Origin of the sequence: Streptomyces sp. NPDC001406, assembly GCF_042895285.1 — a bacterium.
GTDB lineage: Bacteria > Actinomycetota > Actinomycetes > Streptomycetales > Streptomycetaceae > Streptomyces.
The window spans coordinates 1-18,200 of sequence record NZ_JBIAWG010000003.1 but is presented as its reverse complement, the minus strand read 5'-3'; the positions used below and the strand labels follow the sequence as shown (position 1 = coordinate 18,200).

Genomic DNA, 18,200 nt, shown 5'->3' with positions numbered 1-18,200 from the left:
CAGCCTTCCCCGCCCCGACCAGCCTCACCGCCTCCGAAGAACCGCAGCAACCAACGCCTCCTGCCGCGCACAACAACACCTGACAAGGCGCCAGAAAACGACGACGGGGTCACCCGGGCCACCGAACCGGACGACACCGCCGCCATCCCGGCCACCGGGCACCGCACCCAGTACACGAACCCGCCACCCGCCCGCCGCCGCGCCCCGGTAGGGTTCGGCTCCGGGAAGGGGAAGGTGAAGGCAGCCAATGCGCAGGGATCGCAGGTCTCGTACGCTTCGTCGGGGTGACCGGAACGCACTCATAGCGGCCTCGTTGGTCGCTTTGTCGCTGACGGCGAGTGGGTGTGTGGTGGTGCACGGGGAGCGCGAGGTGATTCCCGCCACCACCAAGGCCGAGGCGGCGAAGGCGCTGGCGCGGTTCACGGACGCCTACAACCGGGCGGACCAGGCGTTCGACAGTTCCCTGGACGCGGACTACGTCACCGGCGCCCTCGGCGACATCGACAGCGCCCGGCTGAAGGCCGGCCATGCGAACAACCCCGGCGGCAACGCGGGGCACGTGCCGCTGAAGCTGTCGGACGCGAAGTTCACCATCCCCAAGAAGGCGGGCTGGCCCCGCTGGTTCGTCGCCGACACCGCCGCCAACAAGGGCGGCAACGCCCGCTGGCTGTTCGTCTTCACCCGCGACAGCCTGTCCGAGCCCTTCCAGGTGGCGTATCTGACGCTGCTCGCCCCGGACAGCGTGCCCGAGTTCCAGACGGACCAGGACGGCTGGGCCGAGGCCGTACCGGCGACCGCGGCCGAACTGGCCGTCCGCCCGAAGGACTTGAGCCAGCAGTACGCGACGTATCTGAACAGCGGCGGCAGCGTCTTCGCGGACGGCGAGCACACCAGCGGCTGGCGCAAGACGCGCGCCAAGGAGGCCCGCAAGCCGGGTCTGGCCACGCAGTACATCGACGAGCCGCGCACGGACGGCGACTACGCGCCGCTGGCGCTGCGCACGAAGGACGGCGGGGCGCTGGTGTTCTTCACCACGCACCACTACGAGAAGGAGACCGCCGCCGCGGGCACGTCCGTCCCGGCCCCGAACAAGGACGTGCAGGCCCTGACGAAGGGCGAGGTCAAGCAGTCGCTGACGCTGGAGTTCGTCTCCAACGAGGTCGTCCTGGACCCGAAGAAGGGCTCGGGCGACGGCAAGGTGTCGATGCTGGGCCGTATCCAGGGACTGACGGCGGCGCAGGGCGAGTAGAAGGACGCGCCGCCCTCAGTGGCGCAGGGGCCAGGTCGCCGACGTGTGGCCGGGTTCCTCGCCGGCGTGCCGGGCGCAGGCGTCGGTGAGCACCTCGAGAAGGCTGAGCGGGTCGGGCAGCGCATGCTCCGGGCCGCGTACCCAGCGCACCGTCCGGTCGTCGTCGCCGGGCAGCCGGGCGGGCGGTACGAGCACATAGGAGCCCCGGCAGTGCCAGCGCAGCCCCGGGTGCTCGTCCATCGTCTCGGGGTGGCAGTCCAGTTCGCACGGCCACCACTCGTCCTCGTCCTCGGGCGTGCCGCGGGTCAGGGCGAAGAACAGCATGCGGCCGTCGTCGCTCTCGGCGACCGGCCCGACCTCGACCCCGGAGCCGAGCAGCCGCTCCAGCGCCTGCCGGCCGGCCTCCAGGGGGACGTCGAGGACGTCGTGCAGCATGCCGGTCGCGGTGATGAAGTTGGCCTGCGGCTGATGCCGGGCCCAGCGCTCGATCTGGGCGCGGTCGGTGGTGGACTGCGTCTGCCAGGCGAACGACACCGGGTGCCGGGCGGGGGTGGGACAGCCGACGCGGTCGCAGGAACAGCGGTAGCCGGGCGCGGGGTGCGCGGCGGGCGCGAGCGGCAGTCCCGCTCCGGCGGCGGCGAGCAGCAGGGCCTCACGGCCGCCGTCGTCGGCCGCGTCCTGCGGGCGGCGTCCGCGCAGCCATTGGGAGAGTTTGCCCTGCCGGCCGGTGCGGCCGCCGAACGTCGCGCTCATGTATCGCCTCGCCTCGCTCTGCTGCGCACAGCATGCCCTATGCTCCCGCCTTCCCGTGCGCCGGGGTGCCTTGTCGGGACATGCCCGGCTTCCGACCTGCGATTTCCGGTCAGCGCGGGGCGAGTCCACCGAGCGCGTAGTCGACCAGGGTGTCGGTGTAGTCGTACGAGATCGGTCCGGTGCGCTGCAGCCAGCGCTGGGCGAGGGGCGAGACGAACAGCTCCAGGGCGATGCGCGGGTCCACGTCGGGTCGTACGTGCCCCTGGGCCTGCGCGGAGCGCAGCCGGTCGACGTACAGCTGGAGCTGGGGTTCGAGGAGCTTGCCGACGAACTCGCGGCCGAGCTGCTCGTTGACGACGCCCTCGGCTGCCAGGGCGCGGGAGGGCGCCTCGAAGCGGGGGTCGAGCAGTTCGTCGACGGTGGCGCGCAGGACGGCCTTGAGATCGGCGGCGAGGTCGCCGGTGTCCGGGATCTCGTACGGCTCCTGCCCCGCGGCCCGTGCCGCCTGCTCGCCGAGGTCCAGGAAGGCTTCCAGGAGGACGTCCGCCTTCGAGCCCCACCAGCGGTAGATGGTCTGCTTGCCGACCCCGGCCCGAGCGGCGATCCCCTCGACGGTGGTCTTCGGGTACCCGGCCTCCGCGACCAGGGCGAGGGCGGCGTCGTAGATCGCGCGGCGGGACTTCTCGCTGCGCCGGGTGGCGTCGGGGGCGGGCTTCTTGACCATGGGTCGAGGCTAACCAGGAAGACAACCCGTTCGGCACACGCGCCGGGCCCGCCGCAACCGCACCATGGGCAGCAACGACCCCTGCGGTACCGGAGGAGCCCGCCTTGGCCCTTTCCCGCGGCGCCACACCCCGGCGCTATCTGATGTGCTCACCCAGGCACTTCGAGGTCACGTACTCCATCAACCCGTGGATGGACCCGCGCAAGCCCGTCGACACACCCCTCGCGGTCGCCCAGTGGGAGCAGCTGCGTGACCTCTACCGCGCCCTCGGCCACACCGTCGAGGAGCTCGTCCCGGTCCCCGGGCTGCCCGACATGGTGTTCGCGGCCAACGGCGCCACCGTGGTGGACGGGCGGGTGCTGGGCGCGCGGTTCGCCCACCGGGAGCGGGCCGACGAGGCCGCCGCGCATCTGGACTGGTACCGCGCGCACGGCTTCACGCACCTCCACGAGCCCGTCCACGTCAACGAGGGCGAGGGCGACTTCGCCGTCACCGCCTCCTTCGTGCTGGCCGGGCGCGGCTTCCGGGCGAGTCCCCTGTCGCACGGCGAGGCGCAGGAGTTCCTGGGCCGCCCGGTGATCGGTCTGGAGCTGGTCGACCCCCGCTACTACCACCTGGACACCGCCCTGGCCGTCCTCGACGACGCGCGGGACGAGGTCATGTACTACCCGCCCGCCTTCTCGCCGGGCAGCCGGGAGGTGCTGCGGCGATTGTTCCCGGACGCGCTGACCGCCGGGGACGAGGACGCGGCCGTGTTCGGGCTGAACGCCGTGTCGGACGGTCTGCGCGTGGTGCTGCCGCAGGCGGCGGCCGGGCTGTTCGGTCCGCTGCGGGAGCGCGGCTTCGAGCCGGTCGGCGTGGACCTGAGCGAACTCCTCAAGGGCGGTGGCAGCGTGAAGTGCTGCACGCAGGAGCTACGGGTGTGAGGTGTCGTCCTCGCGCGGCGGCCAGGGGTCGCCCCAGTCGGCGTCCCGGGCCGCCCTGTACAGGTCGCCGTGGCGTTTGGTGACCGTCGTGCGGCGCAGTTGCTCCTCGGCCTCGCACAGATCGAGGAGCACCTGGCCCTTGCGGATCTGCGGGCGCCGCACCACGCGGGCGGCGGCCGGGGCGACCGGGAAGCGGGCGGCGGCGACATAGCTGAACTTCTCGTCCTCGTACGGCAGTGAGCCGCCCTTGACCTGGCGGTGCAGTGAGGAGCGGCTGACCCGGGCCGAGAAGTGGCACCAGTCCTCGCCGGGGACGATGGGGCAGGCGGCGCTGTGCGGGCAGGGGGCGGCGACCTGGAACCCGGCGCCGACGAGCCGGTCGCGGGCCTCGATGACGCGGGCGTATCCGGCGGGCGTGCCGGCCTCGACGATCACGACTGCCTGCGCGGCGGCAGCGGCGGCGTCGACGAGGGCGGCGCGGTCGACATCGGAGAGTTCGTTGAGGACGTAGGACACGGTGACGAGATCGGTGCTCTCGATGGTGAGCGCCGCTCCGATGCGAGAGCGCTGCCACGTGGCCTCCCGCAGCGCGGGGTTGGCGGCGGCGAGCTCCCGGCCGAGGGCCAGCGCGGGCTCGGCCCAGTCCAGCACGGTCACCGGCCGGACCCCGTCCCAGGTCGCGCTGACGGCCCAGGTCGCCGCGCCGGTCCCGCCCCCGACGTCCACATGGCTGCCGGGCACCCACCCGGGCACGGCATCCGCGAACGCCTCCAGGGCCGCGCGCACCGCCTCGAAGGTGGCGGGCATCCGGTACGCGGCGTACGCGGCGACGTCGGCGCGGTCCCGCAGGATGGGTGCGTCGGTCGGGGTCCGCCCCCGGTAGTTGGCGATCAGCCGCTCCACGGCACCGGCGGCCTGCTTGGGCGGGAGCCCGTCGAGCAGCCCGGCGAGGGCGGCGCGGAGGTTTTCGGCTGGGGCGACGGGGGCGTTCACCGTGTGATTCTCTCAGGTCTCCCGAACCGCCCGGGCCATCCGAGTCGCCGCCCTCGCCCTCGGCCCGCTGTCCGGCGGGCGCCTGCGGGGATGCACCGTATTGGCCAGCAGCACCAGGAAGATGTCGGTGGCCGGGTCCAGGATCAGCGAGGTCCCCGTGAAGCCCGTGTGGCCCGCCGCTCCGCGCCCCGACAGCTCCCCCATGAACCACGGCTGGTCGACGGCGAAGCCCAGCCCCGGCGGGGTCAGCAGCAGCTCCACGAAGTCGGGGCCGAGGATGCGCGCGGGGCCGTACGCGCCGCCCGCCAGCAACGCCCGGCAGAAGACCGCCAGATCGCGTCCCGTCGAGAACAGGCCCGCGTGGCCCGCGACCCCGCCCAGCGCCCACGCGTTCTCGTCGTGGACCACGCCCCGCAGCATCCCCCGGTCCGCCTTGGCCCACGGCCACCGCTGGTCCTCGGTCGCCGCGGCGCCCCGGCACGGCCCGAAGTCGGTCGCCGTCATCCCGAGCGGCCGGCTGATCCCCTCGTGCACGAGGACGTCGAGGGTGCGTCCGGTGATCCGCTCCAGCACGGCCTGGAGCAGCAGCATGTTCAGGTCCGAGTAGAGGTACGTGCCCGGTTCGCCCGTCGGCTCCTCGGCCCGCAGCAGGGCAAGGCGGGCCGCGTCGTCCGGGCAGTCGTACAGCGGGAGTTCGGGGCGCAGTCCGGAGGTGTGGGTGAGCAGTTGCCGGACGGTGATGCCGTGCGCGGCGGCCCCGCGGTACTCGGGCAGATAGGCGCCGACCCGGGCGTCGATGCCGAGCGTGCCCCGCTCGATCTGCTGCACGGCGGCGACGGAGGTGAACAGCTTGGTGAGGGAGGCCAGGTCGAAGGGGGTGTCGACGGTCATCGGAACGCGGGCTTCGGGCGCCAGTTCGACGCCCTGCTCGGTCTCCGGGTCGTACGACACGTACCGTACGGCCCAGCCCGCGGCCTCCTCGACGGCGATGACCGGCCCGCGTCCGGCCACCACGACGACGCCGGGCGCCCAGGGGTGGTCGCCGGTGGTCAGGTCGTGGACCTCGCGGACGAGGTGGTGCAGTTCCCCGGCGTCGAGCCCGGCCCGTTCCGGTGTGTCGACGCGGAGTCTGGGTGCGCTCAGTTCTCCTCCCCCGGGCTCTCGGTTTCGCTTGCGCGGGGGGAATCCCCGGCTTCCGCGTCCGCAGATGTGATCCAGGGACGGCACATTCCCACGAAGCAGGCCAGGGCCACCAGTGCTCCGGCCAGTTGGACCAGCGCCATCGGTACGGCGGTGTGCTCCCCGGCGACTCCGACGAGCGGGGAGGCGACGGCCCCGACGAGGAAGGAGGAGGTGCCGAGCAGCGCGGAGGCGGAGCCGGCGGCGTGCCGGGTGCGCAGCAGGGCGAGGGACTGGGCGTTGGGGAGGGTGATGCCCATCGCGGACATCAGGACGAAGAGCGCGGCGGCGACCGGGGCCAGGCCCACCTTGCCGAGGACGCCGGTGGACATCAGCAGCAGGGCGGTCGCGGCGAGGACGGTCACGGTCAGGCCGACGGCCAGCACCTTGTCCAGGCGCACCCGGCCGACCAGCACCTTCCCGTTGATCTGTCCGGCGATCACCAGGCCGACCGAGTTGAGGCCGAACAGCAGGCTGAAGGTCTGCGGGGAGGCGCCGTAGATCTCCTGGATGACGAAGGGCGAGGCGGAGATGTAGGCGAACAGCGCGGCGAAGGCGAAGCCGCCGGCGAGCATGTAGCCGGTGAAGGGGAGGTCGGAGAGCAGCCCGCGCATCGCGCGCAGGGCCTCGCCGCCCCCGCCCTCGTGGCGTCGGTCGGACGGCAGGGTCTCGGGGAGCCGGAGCCAGACGAGCGTGGCGAGCACGGCGCCGACGACGGTGAGGACCACGAAGACGCCCCGCCAGTCCGTGACGCGCAGGATCTGCCCGCCGATCAGCGGAGCGACGATCGGGGCGGTCCCGGATATCAGCATCAGGGTGGAGAAGAAGCGGGCCATGGCCATGCCGTCGTAGAGGTCGCGTACGACGGCCCGCGCGATGACGATCCCGGCCGCGCCCGCGAGGCCCTGGGCCAGCCGGAGGGCGACCAGGGTCTCGACGCTGGGCGCCACCGCGCACAGGGCGGTGGCGACGAGGTAGACGGCGAGGCCGACCAGGAGCGGGCGTCTGCGGCCCCAGCGGTCGCTCATCGGGCCGACCACCAGTTGCCCGAGCGCCATTCCGGCGAGGCAGGCGGTGAGGGTGAGCTGGACGGTCGCGGCGGGGGCGTGCAGGGAGCGGGTGACCTCCGGCAGGGACGGGAGGTACATGTCCATCGCGAGCGGGGGCGTGGCGGTGAGGCCGCCGAGGACGAGGGTGACGAGAAGGCCGGTGCCGCGGGCCGAGCGGGTGGCCGGGCTGCGGGGTGCGGGCTGCCGCTCCGTGTCCGGTGTCGACGCCGCCGCGTGCTCGGGCATGTGCCGTCCCTCCCCTTTTTCGGCCTCTCCGGTTTTTCGGCCTCGTCGATCGCTTTGATTGAATCGGCACCTATGCTCTCAGCTCGTACGCGGTGTCGAGGGTCACATGAGCGAGGGCGGGGCCGGGATGGCGGAGCGGAACGTGCGGTGGGGGATCCTGGCGACGGGTGGGATCGCGGCGGCGTTCGCCGCGGACCTGGTCGACCTGCCGGACGCGGAGATCGTGGCGGTGGCCTCGCGCAGCCTCGGCCCCGCACAGGCGTTCGCCGAGCGGTTCGGGATCGGGCGGGCGCACGGCGACTGGGAGTCGCTCGCCGCCGACGAGGACATCGATGTCGTGTACGTCGCCACCCCGCACTCGGCGCACCGGGCGGCCGCCGGGCTGTGTCTGGAGGCCGGGCGCAATGTGCTGTGCGAGAAGGCGTTCACGCTCAACGCGCGCGAGGCGGAGGAACTGGTCGCGCTGGCGAAGGAGCGCGGCAGCTTCCTGATGGAAGCGATGTGGATGTACTGCAACCCGCTGATCCGGCGGCTGAAGGCGCTGGTCGACGACGGGGCGATCGGCGAGGTGCGCACCGTGCACGCCGACTTCGGGCTCGCCGGTCCCTTCCCGCCCGCGCATCGGCTGCGGGACCCGGCGCTGGGCGGCGGGGCGCTGCTGGATCTGGGCGTGTATCCGGTGTCGTTCGCGCAGTTGCTGCTGGGTGAGCCGGCGGACGTGATGGCGCGAGCGGTGCTCTCGGACGAGGGCGTCGATCTCCAGACGGGAGCGCTGCTCTCCTGGGAGAGCGGGGCTCTCGCCTCGGTGCACTGCTCCGTCGTCGGCGGTACGGCGAACACCGCGTCGGTCACCGGATCGCTCGGCCGTATCGACATCCCGTCCGGCTTCTTCCACCCCGAGCGCTTCGTCCTGCACCGCGACGGCCGCGACCCGGAGGAGTTCGTGCTGGACCCGGCCGACGGGCCGCGCACCAGCCTGCGGCACGAGGCGACGGAGGTCATGCGAGCCCTGCGGGCCGGTGAGACCGAGTCCCCGCTCGTGCCGCTCGACGGCACGCTCGCCGTGATGCGGACGCTGGACGCGATACGGGAGCGGATCGGGGTGTGCTACCCCGGGGAGGCCGTCACGGTCTGAGCCCATGGGCACCGCACGGGGCCGCGTCGCGAGGAAACCGTATGCGCGAGGCAACCGTATGGCGGACATATGATTCCGCATCGCGGACCCGGCGCCTACGCTGCGGTGCCATGACTGACAAGGAATCGAGGATCGCCGTGGTGACCGGCGCCGGATCCGGCATCGGGCGGGCGGTCGCCGTGGAACTGATGCACGCCGGCTGGTCGGTGACGCTGGCCGGGCGGCGCGCGGAGAAGCTGGCGGGGACGGCGGCGCTGGCGCCCGACGGCGAGTCGCTCGCCGTGCGCACCGATGTCGCCAACCCCGACGACGTCACGGCCCTGTTCGCCGCCGTGCGCGACCGGTTCGGGCGGGTCGACCTGCTCTTCAACAACGCGGGCACCTTCGGACCCGGCGGGGTGCCCGTGGAGGACCTGCCCTTCGAGGCCTGGCGGCATGTGGTGGACACCAACCTCAACGGGGCGTTCCTGTGCGCGCAGGCGGCGTACCGGCAGATGAAGGAGCAGCGGCCGCGCGGCGGCCGGATCATCAACAACGGCTCCATCTCCGCCCATACGCCCCGACCGCACTCGGTCGCCTACACCGCGACCAAGCACGCGCTGACCGGCCTCACCAAGTCGCTGTCGCTGGACGGGCGGCCGTACGGCATCGCCGTCGGGCAGATCGACATCGGCAACGCGGCCACCGCCATGACGGCGCGGATGGAGGCGGGCGCGCTGCAGGCGAACGGCGAGACGGCGCCGGAGCCGGTGATGGACGTGGCCGACGTGGCGCGCACCGTGCGGCACATGGCCGAGCTGCCGCTGGAGGCGAATGTGCAGTTCGCGACGGTACTGGCGACGGCGATGCCGTACGTGGGCCGGGGCTGAGCGCTCCCACGCTCCGTCAACTCCCCAACCTGCACAAGCGGAATTTGAACATCCGCGGTATTGCGGCCGGTGGTGGGCTTATGCTCAACTTCCTTCACAAGAACTTCACACTTGGACCATCCAGGTTCCGCCGACCACACCGAGGGGGGAGGCGGCAGCCGTTCCACCGGACCGGGTTGGGGGTGGACCTCGCGAGGGACCGCGAGGTGCGCACCGGTGGGTGGAACGGCTGCCGCGTGGACCGGCTTCTCAGCCCCGGTCGGCGCTCTCCACGTCCGTTTTCTCCACGTCCGTCTCCCGCGCGTGCCTCCCGGCGGCCTTCCTCGCGGTCTTCGCCGCGGTCTTCTCCGCGTTCTTCCCCGCCCGGCGCCGCCGCAGCGCCCACGCGCCGCCTCCCAGCAGCGCCACCGTCCCGGCGCCCCCTTCCAGCAGACGCCAGGTCGACGGGCGCCCGGACGCCGAGCCGGACCCGCCCGCGGCGGCCCCCGCCGACTTCGCCTCCGCCCCGGCGCCCGCCTTCGCCCCGCCCTCGCTGAGCGGCTCGACCAGCGTGCCCACCGCCTGCGCCGAACTCCCCGTGCCGAAGCCCCAGTCGAGCAGCGCGGCGGTCTCCTCGTAGACGGCGTTGCTGCCGGCGGCGGGGTGCATCACGGTGACCAGCAGGGTGCGGCCGGCACGGGTGGCCGCGCCGGAGAAGGTGTTGCCGGCATGGCTGGTGTAGCCGTTCTTCACACCGATCAGCCCCTGGTACGTGCCGAGGCCCCAGGCGCCGGTCAGCAGGCGGTCGGTGTTCTGGATCTGGAAGGTCTTCTTGCCGCCCGCCGGGAAGTCGGCGGTCCTGGTGGCGCAGTAGCCGCGGAAGTCATCGTTCTTCAGCCCATGGCGGGCGAAGAGGGTCAGGTCGTAGGCGGAGGACAGCTGTCCCGCGTGGTCGAAGCCGTCGGGGCTGACCACATGGGTGTCCAGGGCCTGCAGGTCCTCGGCCTTGGCCTGCATCTCCGCGACCGTCTTCGCGACCCCGCCGTTCATATGGGCCAGCACATGCACCGCGTCGTTGCCGGAGCGCAGGAACACGCCCTGCCAGAGCTGCTCGACGGTGTAGGTGATGCCGGGTTTCACGCCGACGAGGCTGGAGCCGGACGGTATCCCGGCCAGGTCGGCATCGGTGACCTTGTGCCGCTCGGTCCGCACGAACTTCTCCAGCACGGTGTCCGCGAACAGCATCTTCAGTGTGGACGCGGGCGGCAGCCGCCGGTGCGCGTTGAACGAGGCGAGTACCTCCCCGCTCTCGCCGTCGGCGATGAGCCAGGAGCGGGCGGTGAGCTTCTTGGGCAGACCGGTGGTGCCCCGCGCCTGGATTCCGCCACGGGCCAGCCGGTCCCCGCCGATGATGGTCGTGGCGTGGGCGGGGGTGGCCGCGGACAGGGGAAGGGCGGCGGCCGTCAGACCGAGAGCGGCACGCCGGGTGAGCCGAGAAGAATCGCGCATCCCGGGACCGTACACCGCACTCAACAGCGGTTTCCTTGCAGGAGGCCCTCTGCAGGCTAGGAATTTGCTGTCTTATGAAAATTTGATTCCAAAGCCCGCTTTCTCAGCTCTGACACACGTTTTACTCAGTGCGCCGCAAAGGTTCCTCCATAGCTTGTGGCCGCGCCCACAGCGGGCGCCAAGAACCTTCGAGGAACGGGATGTTTGGCATCTATCTCAAGCGCGAGCTGGGCCGCCGCAAGAAGGCGGCCCTGGTCATCGCACTGGGTCTGGCGCTCGGTATCGCGCTGGTCATCACCGTCAGCTCGGTGTCGGCCGGTATGACGCAGGCGCAGGACAAAGTCCTGAAATCGCTCTACGGCCTCGGCACCGACATGACGGTCACCAAGGCACAATCCGCACCCAAGGCCGGCAGCTCGCAGGGTCCGAACTTCAAGTTCGACGCCAAATCGAGCTCGAAGACCTCACAGAGTTCCGACCGGGTGATGACACAGGGCGGCCAGGCCCTGAAGTCCTCCCTCGTCGAGAAGGTCTCCGCGCAGAAGGGCGTGGCGAGCGCCGTCGGTGCCCTCTCCCTGAACGTCACCAAGGTCGACGGCTCCTTCACCCAGGGCAAGGCGCAGAGCTCCAGCGGCAGCGGCAGCGGCAGCGGCAGCGGCAGCGGCAGCAACGGCCAGGCCCAGGGCGGCCCGGGCGGGTCCACCGGCGGCAGCGGCCAGCCGCAGGTGCAGGGCGGCGGCGCCAACTTCGACGTCAACAACTACTCCGTGGCCGGCATCGACGTCACCCACCAGGAACTCGGTCCGCTGGCCTCGACGAAGATCACCTCGGGCAGGACGTTCACCGCGTCGCAGACCGACGCCAGGGTCGCGGTGGTCAGCAAGTCCTACGCCAAGTCGAAGAAGTACAAGGTCGGTTCGACCTTCAAGATCTCCGGCACCAAGTACACGGTCATCGGCATCGCAACGCCCAGCAGCAGCGAGTCCACCACCGACGTCTATCTGCCGCTGAAGCAGGCGCAGACGCTGGCCGACGCCAAGAACAAGGTCACCACGATCTACGTCAAGGCGACCGACTCCCAGCAGATCTCCGCCGTGAAGAAGGCGATCCAGGCGAACATCTCCGGTACGACGGTCACCACCTCCTCCGATCTGGCGTCCACCGTCTCCGGTTCGCTGTCCACCGCCTCCAGCCTCGCCTCCAGCGTCGGCAAGTGGCTGTCGATCGCGGTGCTGGCCGCGGCCTTCCTGGTGGCCGCGCTGCTCACCTCCTCGGCCGTGTCCCGCCGTGTGCGTGAGTTCGGCACCCTCAAGGCGCTGGGCTGGCCCTCGCACAAGGTGACCCGCCAGGTCGTCGGCGAGTCCATGGTCAACGGCCTGCTCGGCGGCGGCCTCGGCATCGCCCTGGGCCTCGCGGCCGCCTACACGGTCACCGCGATCAGCCCGAAGCTCACCGCACAGCTCGGCAGCACCGGCGGCGGGCCGGGCGGCATGGGCGGCCCGGGCAGCGGCGGTCCCGGCCAGTCCACCGCGAGCAAGCTGGAGATCGCCCTGACCGCGCCCGTCTCGATGACCACCATCGCGCTCGCGGTGGGCCTGGCGGTCACCGGCGGTCTGATCGCCGGCGCGATGGGCGGCTGGCGCGCCTCCCGGATGCGCCCCGCCGACGCCCTGCGCAGCGTCTCGTAACACCCCCCCGAGCCGGGGCGCCGCCTCCACTCCCCCGGGACGCGGCGCCCCGCCCCCCTCCTCCCTCACCCACGCCTTCGCACTTCACGGAGCACCCATGTACAGACTCACCGGCGTCACCAAGCGCTACACCCGGGGCAAGGAGACGGTGGAGGCGCTGCGCGGCATCGACCTCACCATCGAGGACGGCGACCAGCTCGTCATCCAGGGCCCCACCGGCGGCGGCAAGTCCACCCTCCTCCAGATGATCGGCGGCCTGGACCGCCCGTCCGCCGGCAGCGTCGAGCTGGACGGCGTCGACCTCGCCACCATCGGCGAGGCCAGGCTGACCCGGCTGCGCGCCGAGAAGATCGGCATCATTTTCCAGGCGTTCAACCTCATCCCGACGCTGACCGCGCAGGAGAACGTCGAGACGGCGCTGGTCCCCCTCGGCGTCAAGCCGGCCGAGCGCCGCGAGCGGGCGGCCGAGGCCCTGCGCTCGGTCGGCCTCGGCGAGCGTCTCGCTCATGTCCCGTCCGAGATGTCCGGCGGCCAGCAGCAGCGTGTCGCCATCGCCCGCGCGCTGGTCAAGCGACCGAAGGTGCTGCTGGCCGACGAGCCCACCGGCAACCTCGACGAGGGCACCCGCGACGACATCATGGCCCTGCTGGAGGGCCTGTGGCGGGAGCACGGCCTCACGTTCGTCATGGTCACCCACGACTCGTCGATCGCCCGCCGCGCCCCGCGCCTGGCCACCATCAAGGCCGGACGGATCACGCTCACCGAGCAGGGCGGCGGCCCGTACGCACGACAGGAGTACGGCGGTCAGCAGGCGTACGACGGTCAGCAGGCGTACGACGCCCAGCAGCAGCAGTACGTCCAGTACGGCGGTCAGGCCCACTGAGCCGCCCGCTCCCGTCGGGGCCGTTCACCTCCCGAGTATCCGGTCGACCTCGGCCAGTTGCCCGGCGGTGAGCGGCCCCTTCGCGATCGCGCCCGCGTTCTGCTCCGCCTGGGCGACCGAGCGGAACCCCGGGATCGGCACGGTGCGCGGGCTGCGCGCCCACAGCCAGGCGAGGGCGCCCTGGGCGGGCGTACGGCCGTCGCTGGTCAGGACGGAGCGCAGCGCGTCGACCCGGGCGAGCCACTGCGGGTCGGCGCCGGAGCCGTCGCCGAATCCCTGGAGCCAGGCCGGGGGCCTGCTGCGGATGTCCCCGGATTCGAGCCCGGTGTGCCGCCGGCCGCCGAGCAGCCCCATGGCGAGGGGACTGCGGTTGATGCTGGCGAGCTCCAACTCCTCGCAGAGTCGCAGGAGTTGTGGGGCGTCCTGAAGCACGTTCAGGGCGTGCTGCACGGCCGTGCAGTGCTCGCCCTGCGCGAAGACGGCGGCGCGTTCGGGGTCGTCGGTGCTCCAGGCGTACGCGCGGATGAGTCCCTCACGGACGAACTCCTCGCACAGATCCCGGAGTTCGGCCGCCCTGGCGGGATCGGCGTCGGAGATGTGCAGTTGGTAGAGATCGACGTGGTCGGTCCCGAGCCGGCGCAGGGAGGCTTCGAGGGCCCGGCGGGCGTAGGCCGGGGAGTCGTCGCTGCCGGTGAGCGTGCGGGTGTCCTCGTCGAAGACGTTGCCCCACTTGGTGGCGACGACGACCTCGTCCCGCCGCTTGCCGAGGGCGCCGCCGAGCACGCGCTCGCTGTGCCCGGTGCCGTAGACGTCCGCGGTGTCGAAGAAGGTCACACCGAGGTCGAGGGCGCGGTGGATCGCCCGTACGGACTCCTCGTCGTCGACCTTGCCCCAGCCGAGCGGCTGCCCGTCCGAGTCCTGCCACTCACCGCCGATCGCCCAGCAGCCGAAGCCGAGCGCGCTCACTTCGATTCCGCTGCGTCCCAGAATCCTGGTGTTGGTCTCCATGGACAGGAACGCTAGAAGTTGAAGTGCACACGAACACAAGCTCTTTGAGGCGTGGTGGCCATGGGGTGTTTTGTCAGGCCTGCCCGGTCTCGAAGCGGGAGATCCGCCCGTCGTCCTCGACGGTGAAGCTCCACCTGGTGCGCATCTCGCCCCAGGTGTCGTTGCTGTAGCGGGCGACGAGGGCCCGGCCGCCGCGGGTCTCCTTGTCGACTTCCATATGACCGTGGGTGGAGAAGATCTCCCGGTCGATCCAGTCGGCGAGGTCGCGGTCGGAGCCGTCGTCGGCCATCGTCGCGCCGGGGGCGAGGATCTGCAGGAAACCCTCGCGGTCATGGGCGTTGACGGCGGTGACGAAGGCCCGGACGGCCGGATCGCTGAGTTTGGCTGGCTGAATCGTCATGCCAGCCAGACTCACACCGCTCCCCCGGCCCCGCCACCCGAACGGCGCCCCGGACAGGCCGCGCGGGTGTGCCGGATGCGACGGTGGATACGCGGAGGGGGCCTTGTTCCTGCTGTCCGCCCGTCCTGATGGGGAGTCACCGTGAACTGTTACGACCGACGTGATGTGGGCCTGCTGCTGCTCCGAATGGGGACCGGCGGAGTGCTCGCCGCACACGGCGCGCAAAAGCTCCTCGGCTGGTTCGGCGGGGGTGGCATCGAGGGGACCGGCAAGTTCATGGAGTCCGTCGGCTACTCGCCCGGAAAGGCGAGCGCGACGGCGGCGGGGCTCGCGGAGGCGGGCGGCGGCACCCTGCTGGCACTGGGCCTGGCCACGCCGGCCGCGGGTGCGGCGGCGGCCGGCGCGATGGCGGGCGCGGCCGCGGTCCACGTACCCAACGGCTTCTTCGCCGCGGCGGGCGGTTACGAGTATGCGGCATCCCTCGGCCTGGCCGCGGCCGGCCTCGCCATCACCGGCCCTGGCCGTCTCTCCCTCGACCACGCCCTGGGCCATGTCTTCGACCGCGGCTGGATGGTCCCGGCGGCCCTGGGCGTGACGGCGGCGGTCACGGCGGTGGTGGTGGGGACGCGGAACAGCCGGGTGCGACAGCAGAAGGAGGGGGAACAGGAGTCGTTGTTCGACGAGTAGCAGAGGTTCGACGAGCAGCCCGGGTTCGACGAGCGGCCGAGCGGCCGCGCATCGGGGCAGCCATGCCGTGGCAGGCTGCGCGCATGACCGATCAGGACACGCACACGACGGCACCCTCCGAACTGCCCGACCTCTGGGCCTCCATCGACGGCCTGTGGTCCTGGCTGGACGCGAACCGTCCGCAGTGCGGGCAGGAGGGCATGCTGCTGCGCATGCTGAAGCTGTCGGAGGAGGTCGGCGAGGTCGCCGAGGCGGTGATCGGCGCGACGGGGCAGAACCCGCGCAAGGGCATCACCCATACGTGGGAGGACGTCCAGGGCGAGCTCTGCGACGTCGTGATCACTGCCCTGGTCGCCCTGCGCACCCTGACGCCGGACACGCGCGAGGTCTTCCACCGGCATCTGACCCGGGTCACGGAGCGGTCGCTGGGGCCGGCCGCGCGGACGTCCGCCGCGCAGCCCCCTGCGACGTAACCCCCGCGACGTAACCCCTGTTGCGGGCCTTCTGCTACGCGGCCTTCTGTGCGGCGAGCGCGAGCCTGCGGTGGGTGCGGACCATCATGGCGCGGGCCATGAAGGGGTGCACGCGCTTGACGACACCCCAGTAGAGCCGGGAGCGCCATGCGTTCGTCTTCACCGAGCTGCACAGGGTGACGTACTGGTCGTCGATGACGATCGAGGCCCAGGCGTCCAGACCGGCCGTGCTCACGTCCATGAGAGCCTCGCCGTCCTGCTGCGCCTTGATCGGGAAGGCATCCCGCAGGATGCCCGTCCAGGCCGCCGGATCGCGCGGCATTCCGGGCAGCAGCTCCATGGCGTACGCGTCCCGGTAGTCGGGCCGGTCCACCGCCGTCCTGATCAGCCGGGCACCTTCGGGAAACCCCACGGCCACGGGCTTGTCCTTGAGCATGGCGTACCTCCATACGCTTGCGTATGGTCAACCATACGGTAGCGTATGGACATGGTGCAACGGCAGAAGGCGGAGCGGCGGCGGCAGACCAGGAAGGCCCGGCTCAGTGCCCGCGACTGGGCGGATGCCGCGCTCGCCGCCCTCAAGGAGGGCGGCGGCCTCTCGTCGGTGGCGGTCGAGCCGCTCGCGGCCCGGCTCGGCGCCACGAAGGGCAGCTTCTACTGGCACTTCGACAACCGTGAGGCACTGATCGAGGCCACGCTCGCCCGCTGGGTCGAGGCGGACACCGAGGAGATCATCGCGGCGGTGGAGACCGAGCCCGACCCGGAAAAGCGCCTGCGCCGGCTGTTCACGGAGGTCATCAAGCCGGCCAGGGCCGATCCGCTGGAGGTCTCGCTGCTCGCCAGCGCCGACCACCCACAGGTGGCCACCGCGCTGAGACAGGTCACCGAGCGCCGGATCGGCTATCTGGCCGGGCTCTTCACCGAATTGGACTTCGCCGAGGACGAGGCCCGACGGCGCGCGCTGCTGGCGTACAGCTTCTATCTGGGGCACGCCCAGCTGGGCCACGCCGCGCCGACCGTGCTGCCCTCGCCCGGGGAGTTCCCGGCGTATCTGGAGGCGACGATGGATGCCATTCTTCGGCGTTCATAGCCGTGTGGACGGGCGGTCATGCCGCGGTGGCCTCCGGTGTGAGCAGGCCCAGTTCGACGGCCTGCACGCCCGCCTGGAAACGGGAGACGGCACCCAGCTCCTGCATCAGCTCGGCGACGTGGCGTCGATAGGTGCGGACGGACAGACCGAGGCTCTGGGCGGCGGCCTCGTCGGTGTGGCCCGAGGTGAGGCAGGTGAGCACCCGGCGGGCGATCTCGGTACGGCCCCGCGCGGACACCCTGCGGTAGCTCCGCGCCGGCGTCGCACTGGACCAGGCACCCGTGAACAACGTGTCGAGAGCCCGCAGCACCATCGGCACCCGGATGGTCACGGCCTGCGGGCCCGACCCCCCGGACTCGGCACGCATCAGGGCCATCAGCGCGTCCACGATCAGCACTTCCTGGTACTGGTCCGCCGCGATCCTGACCTCGAAGGCGGGTATCCGCGCGGGCCCCGGCGTCAGATGGCGGCGGACATTGCGGTCGTCGAGTATCCCCGGCCCCCCGAGCACACGGACCCCGACACCGGCGGCGGCGATCTCGCGCAGCATGTCGAGCAGGCCGCTCAGCGCCTCCGACTTGGCCACCCGGCACGGCAGCGCGAGCGAGACCGAGCGGCGCGCGGTGGAGACCAGGCGTTCGGCGGTCCGCCGCATGCGCTCGTTGCTGGGATCGGTCACCACGGTCATGGCGCTGTGCGTGGCATTGGCCCGGTGCCGCGTCTGGGTGACCGCGTCCTCGACCAGCGCCCTCATCTGGAGCAGAGTCTGCTCCAGCTCATCCCCCTTGTTCATTCTTGCCTGTTCGTCCTTTCCTGGTCCGTTGCCGATCAGGAGTGGTCAGTTCCAGGTCGACTCCTGGTCAGTTCTTGATCTGGCAGATCGTGGCGCCGGAGGTGACGGACGCGCCGACCTCGGCGGAGAGGTCCTTGATGGTCCCGGCGCGGTGAGCGTTGAGCGGCTGTTCCATCTTCATGGCCTCAAGGACGATGACCAGGTCGCCCTCCTCGACCTGCTGGCCCTCCTCGACCGCGATCTTGACGATCGTGCCCTGCATCGGGGAGGCGAGGGTGTCGCCGGAGGCGACCGGACCCGACTTCTTGGCGGTACGGCGCTTGGGCCTTGCCTCCGTCGTCGGTCCCGTACGGGAGACGGGGAGGACGACCTCCAGCCGCTTGCCGCCGACCTCGACGACGACCGTCTCACGGGCGGGTTCCCGCTCTGTTTCGGTGGGGGTGGGGGTGATGAAGGGCGGGATGTCATGGGTGAACTCGGTTTCGATCCAGCGGGTGTGGACCTTGAACGGCTCCTGGGAGCCGTCCAGCTCGGGCGCGAACGCCGGGTCCCTGACCACCGCGCGGT

Annotated in this window: 20 protein-coding genes; 9 read left to right on the top strand and 11 right to left on the bottom strand. The window is 71.6% G+C overall.

Annotation, left to right across the window (positions count from 1 at the left end):
• Positions 1-247: 247 nt before the first annotated feature.
• Positions 248-1,249, top strand: a complete 1,002-nt coding sequence (locus tag ACFY1J_RS07425; RefSeq protein ID WP_390709320.1) for a hypothetical protein — start codon at positions 248-250, stop codon at positions 1,247-1,249.
• A 15-nt stretch (positions 1,250-1,264) separates the two neighbouring features.
• Here the strand turns inward: ACFY1J_RS07425 and ACFY1J_RS07420 are convergent, their stop codons facing one another.
• The gene (locus tag ACFY1J_RS07420; RefSeq protein WP_390730850.1) at positions 1,265-2,002 is read right to left on the bottom strand and encodes a bifunctional DNA primase/polymerase; all 738 of its coding nucleotides are present in this window, start codon (positions 2,000-2,002) and stop codon (positions 1,265-1,267) included.
• A gap of 109 nt (positions 2,003-2,111) precedes the next feature.
• A complete protein-coding gene (locus tag ACFY1J_RS07415) occupies positions 2,112-2,726 on the bottom strand; it encodes a TetR/AcrR family transcriptional regulator (protein WP_390730849.1) in 615 nt (204 codons plus the stop codon).
• Between the two features lie 104 nt (positions 2,727-2,830).
• On the opposite strand from ACFY1J_RS07415, the gene ddaH reads away from it, so the two are divergent.
• Positions 2,831-3,652, top strand: a complete 822-nt coding sequence (gene ddaH / locus ACFY1J_RS07410) for a dimethylargininase (protein WP_390709323.1) — start codon at positions 2,831-2,833, stop codon at positions 3,650-3,652.
• Here the strand turns inward: ddaH and ACFY1J_RS07405 are convergent.
• Genes ACFY1J_RS07405 through ACFY1J_RS07395 form a run of 3 tightly spaced genes read right to left on the bottom strand, consistent with a single transcriptional unit; the run spans position 3,641 to position 7,119 of the window.
• Positions 3,641-4,645 (bottom strand): small ribosomal subunit Rsm22 family protein, encoded by a 1,005-nt coding sequence (locus ACFY1J_RS07405; protein WP_390730848.1) that lies wholly within the window; start codon positions 4,643-4,645, stop codon positions 3,641-3,643. The two genes, ddaH and ACFY1J_RS07405, sit on opposite strands and share 12 nt — an antisense overlap.
• 12 nt (positions 4,646-4,657) lie before the next feature.
• The gene (locus ACFY1J_RS07400; RefSeq protein ID WP_390730847.1) at positions 4,658-5,872 is read right to left on the bottom strand and encodes a serine hydrolase domain-containing protein; all 1,215 of its coding nucleotides are present in this window, start codon (positions 5,870-5,872) and stop codon (positions 4,658-4,660) included.
• Complete coding sequence (locus tag ACFY1J_RS07395; protein ID WP_390709325.1) at positions 5,785-7,119, bottom strand: multidrug effflux MFS transporter; 1,335 nt, start codon at positions 7,117-7,119, stop codon at positions 5,785-5,787. The genes ACFY1J_RS07400 and ACFY1J_RS07395 overlap by 88 nt, the downstream gene beginning before the upstream one ends.
• A 127-nt stretch (positions 7,120-7,246) precedes the next feature.
• On the opposite strand from ACFY1J_RS07395, the gene ACFY1J_RS07390 reads away from it, so the two are divergent.
• Together ACFY1J_RS07390 and ACFY1J_RS07385 are read left to right on the top strand one after the other, a co-directional pair.
• Positions 7,247-8,254, top strand: coding sequence for a Gfo/Idh/MocA family protein (locus ACFY1J_RS07390; protein WP_390709353.1), 1,008 nt, complete (start codon positions 7,247-7,249; stop codon positions 8,252-8,254).
• A gap of 110 nt (positions 8,255-8,364) precedes the next feature.
• Positions 8,365-9,123: an SDR family oxidoreductase gene (locus ACFY1J_RS07385; protein WP_390709326.1), complete on the top strand. Its 759-nt coding sequence runs from the start codon at positions 8,365-8,367 to the stop codon at positions 9,121-9,123.
• Positions 9,124-9,372: 249 nt separating this feature from the next.
• On the opposite strand, the gene ACFY1J_RS07380 is transcribed toward ACFY1J_RS07385, so the two are convergent.
• On the bottom strand, positions 9,373-10,611 hold the full coding sequence (locus tag ACFY1J_RS07380; RefSeq protein ID WP_390730846.1) for a D-alanyl-D-alanine carboxypeptidase family protein: 1,239 nt from the start codon (positions 10,609-10,611) through the stop codon (positions 9,373-9,375).
• Positions 10,612-10,811: 200 nt separating this feature from the next.
• Between ACFY1J_RS07380 and ACFY1J_RS07375 the strand changes: the two genes are divergently transcribed.
• Positions 10,812-12,299 (top strand): ABC transporter permease, encoded by a 1,488-nt coding sequence (locus tag ACFY1J_RS07375; RefSeq protein ID WP_390709328.1) that lies wholly within the window; start codon positions 10,812-10,814, stop codon positions 12,297-12,299.
• Positions 12,300-12,396: 97 nt separating this feature from the next.
• Complete coding sequence (locus ACFY1J_RS07370; RefSeq protein WP_390709329.1) at positions 12,397-13,182, top strand: ABC transporter ATP-binding protein; 786 nt, start codon at positions 12,397-12,399, stop codon at positions 13,180-13,182.
• A 24-nt stretch (positions 13,183-13,206) separates the two neighbouring features.
• Here ACFY1J_RS07370 and ACFY1J_RS07365 read toward each other — a convergent pair whose 3' ends face one another.
• Both ACFY1J_RS07365 and ACFY1J_RS07360 read right to left on the bottom strand, forming a co-directional pair.
• A complete protein-coding gene (locus ACFY1J_RS07365) occupies positions 13,207-14,190 on the bottom strand; it encodes an aldo/keto reductase (protein ID WP_390730845.1) in 984 nt (327 codons plus the stop codon).
• Between the two features lie 73 nt (positions 14,191-14,263).
• Positions 14,264-14,590, bottom strand: a complete 327-nt coding sequence (locus ACFY1J_RS07360; protein WP_390709330.1) for a nuclear transport factor 2 family protein — start codon at positions 14,588-14,590, stop codon at positions 14,264-14,266.
• Positions 14,591-14,731: 141 nt separating this feature from the next.
• Here ACFY1J_RS07360 and ACFY1J_RS07355 point away from each other — a divergent pair, with 141 nt between their 5' ends.
• Together ACFY1J_RS07355 and ACFY1J_RS07350 are read left to right on the top strand one after the other, a co-directional pair.
• Positions 14,732-15,277: a DoxX family membrane protein gene (locus ACFY1J_RS07355; RefSeq protein WP_390709331.1), complete on the top strand. Its 546-nt coding sequence runs from the start codon at positions 14,732-14,734 to the stop codon at positions 15,275-15,277.
• 83 nt (positions 15,278-15,360) lie between these two features.
• Positions 15,361-15,750 (top strand): MazG-like family protein, encoded by a 390-nt coding sequence (locus tag ACFY1J_RS07350; protein ID WP_390709332.1) that lies wholly within the window; start codon positions 15,361-15,363, stop codon positions 15,748-15,750.
• Positions 15,751-15,784: 34 nt separating this feature from the next.
• Here ACFY1J_RS07350 and ACFY1J_RS07345 read toward each other — a convergent pair whose 3' ends face one another.
• On the bottom strand, positions 15,785-16,186 hold the full coding sequence (locus ACFY1J_RS07345; protein WP_390709333.1) for a hypothetical protein: 402 nt from the start codon (positions 16,184-16,186) through the stop codon (positions 15,785-15,787).
• A gap of 51 nt (positions 16,187-16,237) precedes the next feature.
• On the opposite strand from ACFY1J_RS07345, the gene ACFY1J_RS07340 reads away from it, so the two are divergent.
• Positions 16,238-16,840 carry a TetR/AcrR family transcriptional regulator gene (locus tag ACFY1J_RS07340; RefSeq protein WP_390709334.1) on the top strand — a complete coding sequence of 201 codons (603 nt, stop codon included), beginning with the start codon at positions 16,238-16,240 and terminating at the stop codon, positions 16,838-16,840.
• A 16-nt stretch (positions 16,841-16,856) separates the two neighbouring features.
• Here the strand turns inward: ACFY1J_RS07340 and ACFY1J_RS07335 are convergent, their stop codons facing one another.
• The gene (locus tag ACFY1J_RS07335) at positions 16,857-17,633 is read right to left on the bottom strand and encodes a hypothetical protein (protein ID WP_390709335.1); all 777 of its coding nucleotides are present in this window, start codon (positions 17,631-17,633) and stop codon (positions 16,857-16,859) included.
• Positions 17,634-17,700: 67 nt separating this feature from the next.
• The coding region (locus ACFY1J_RS07330) for an acetyl-CoA carboxylase biotin carboxyl carrier protein subunit (RefSeq protein WP_390730844.1) at positions 17,701-18,200 on the bottom strand (500 nt) is incomplete at its 5' end.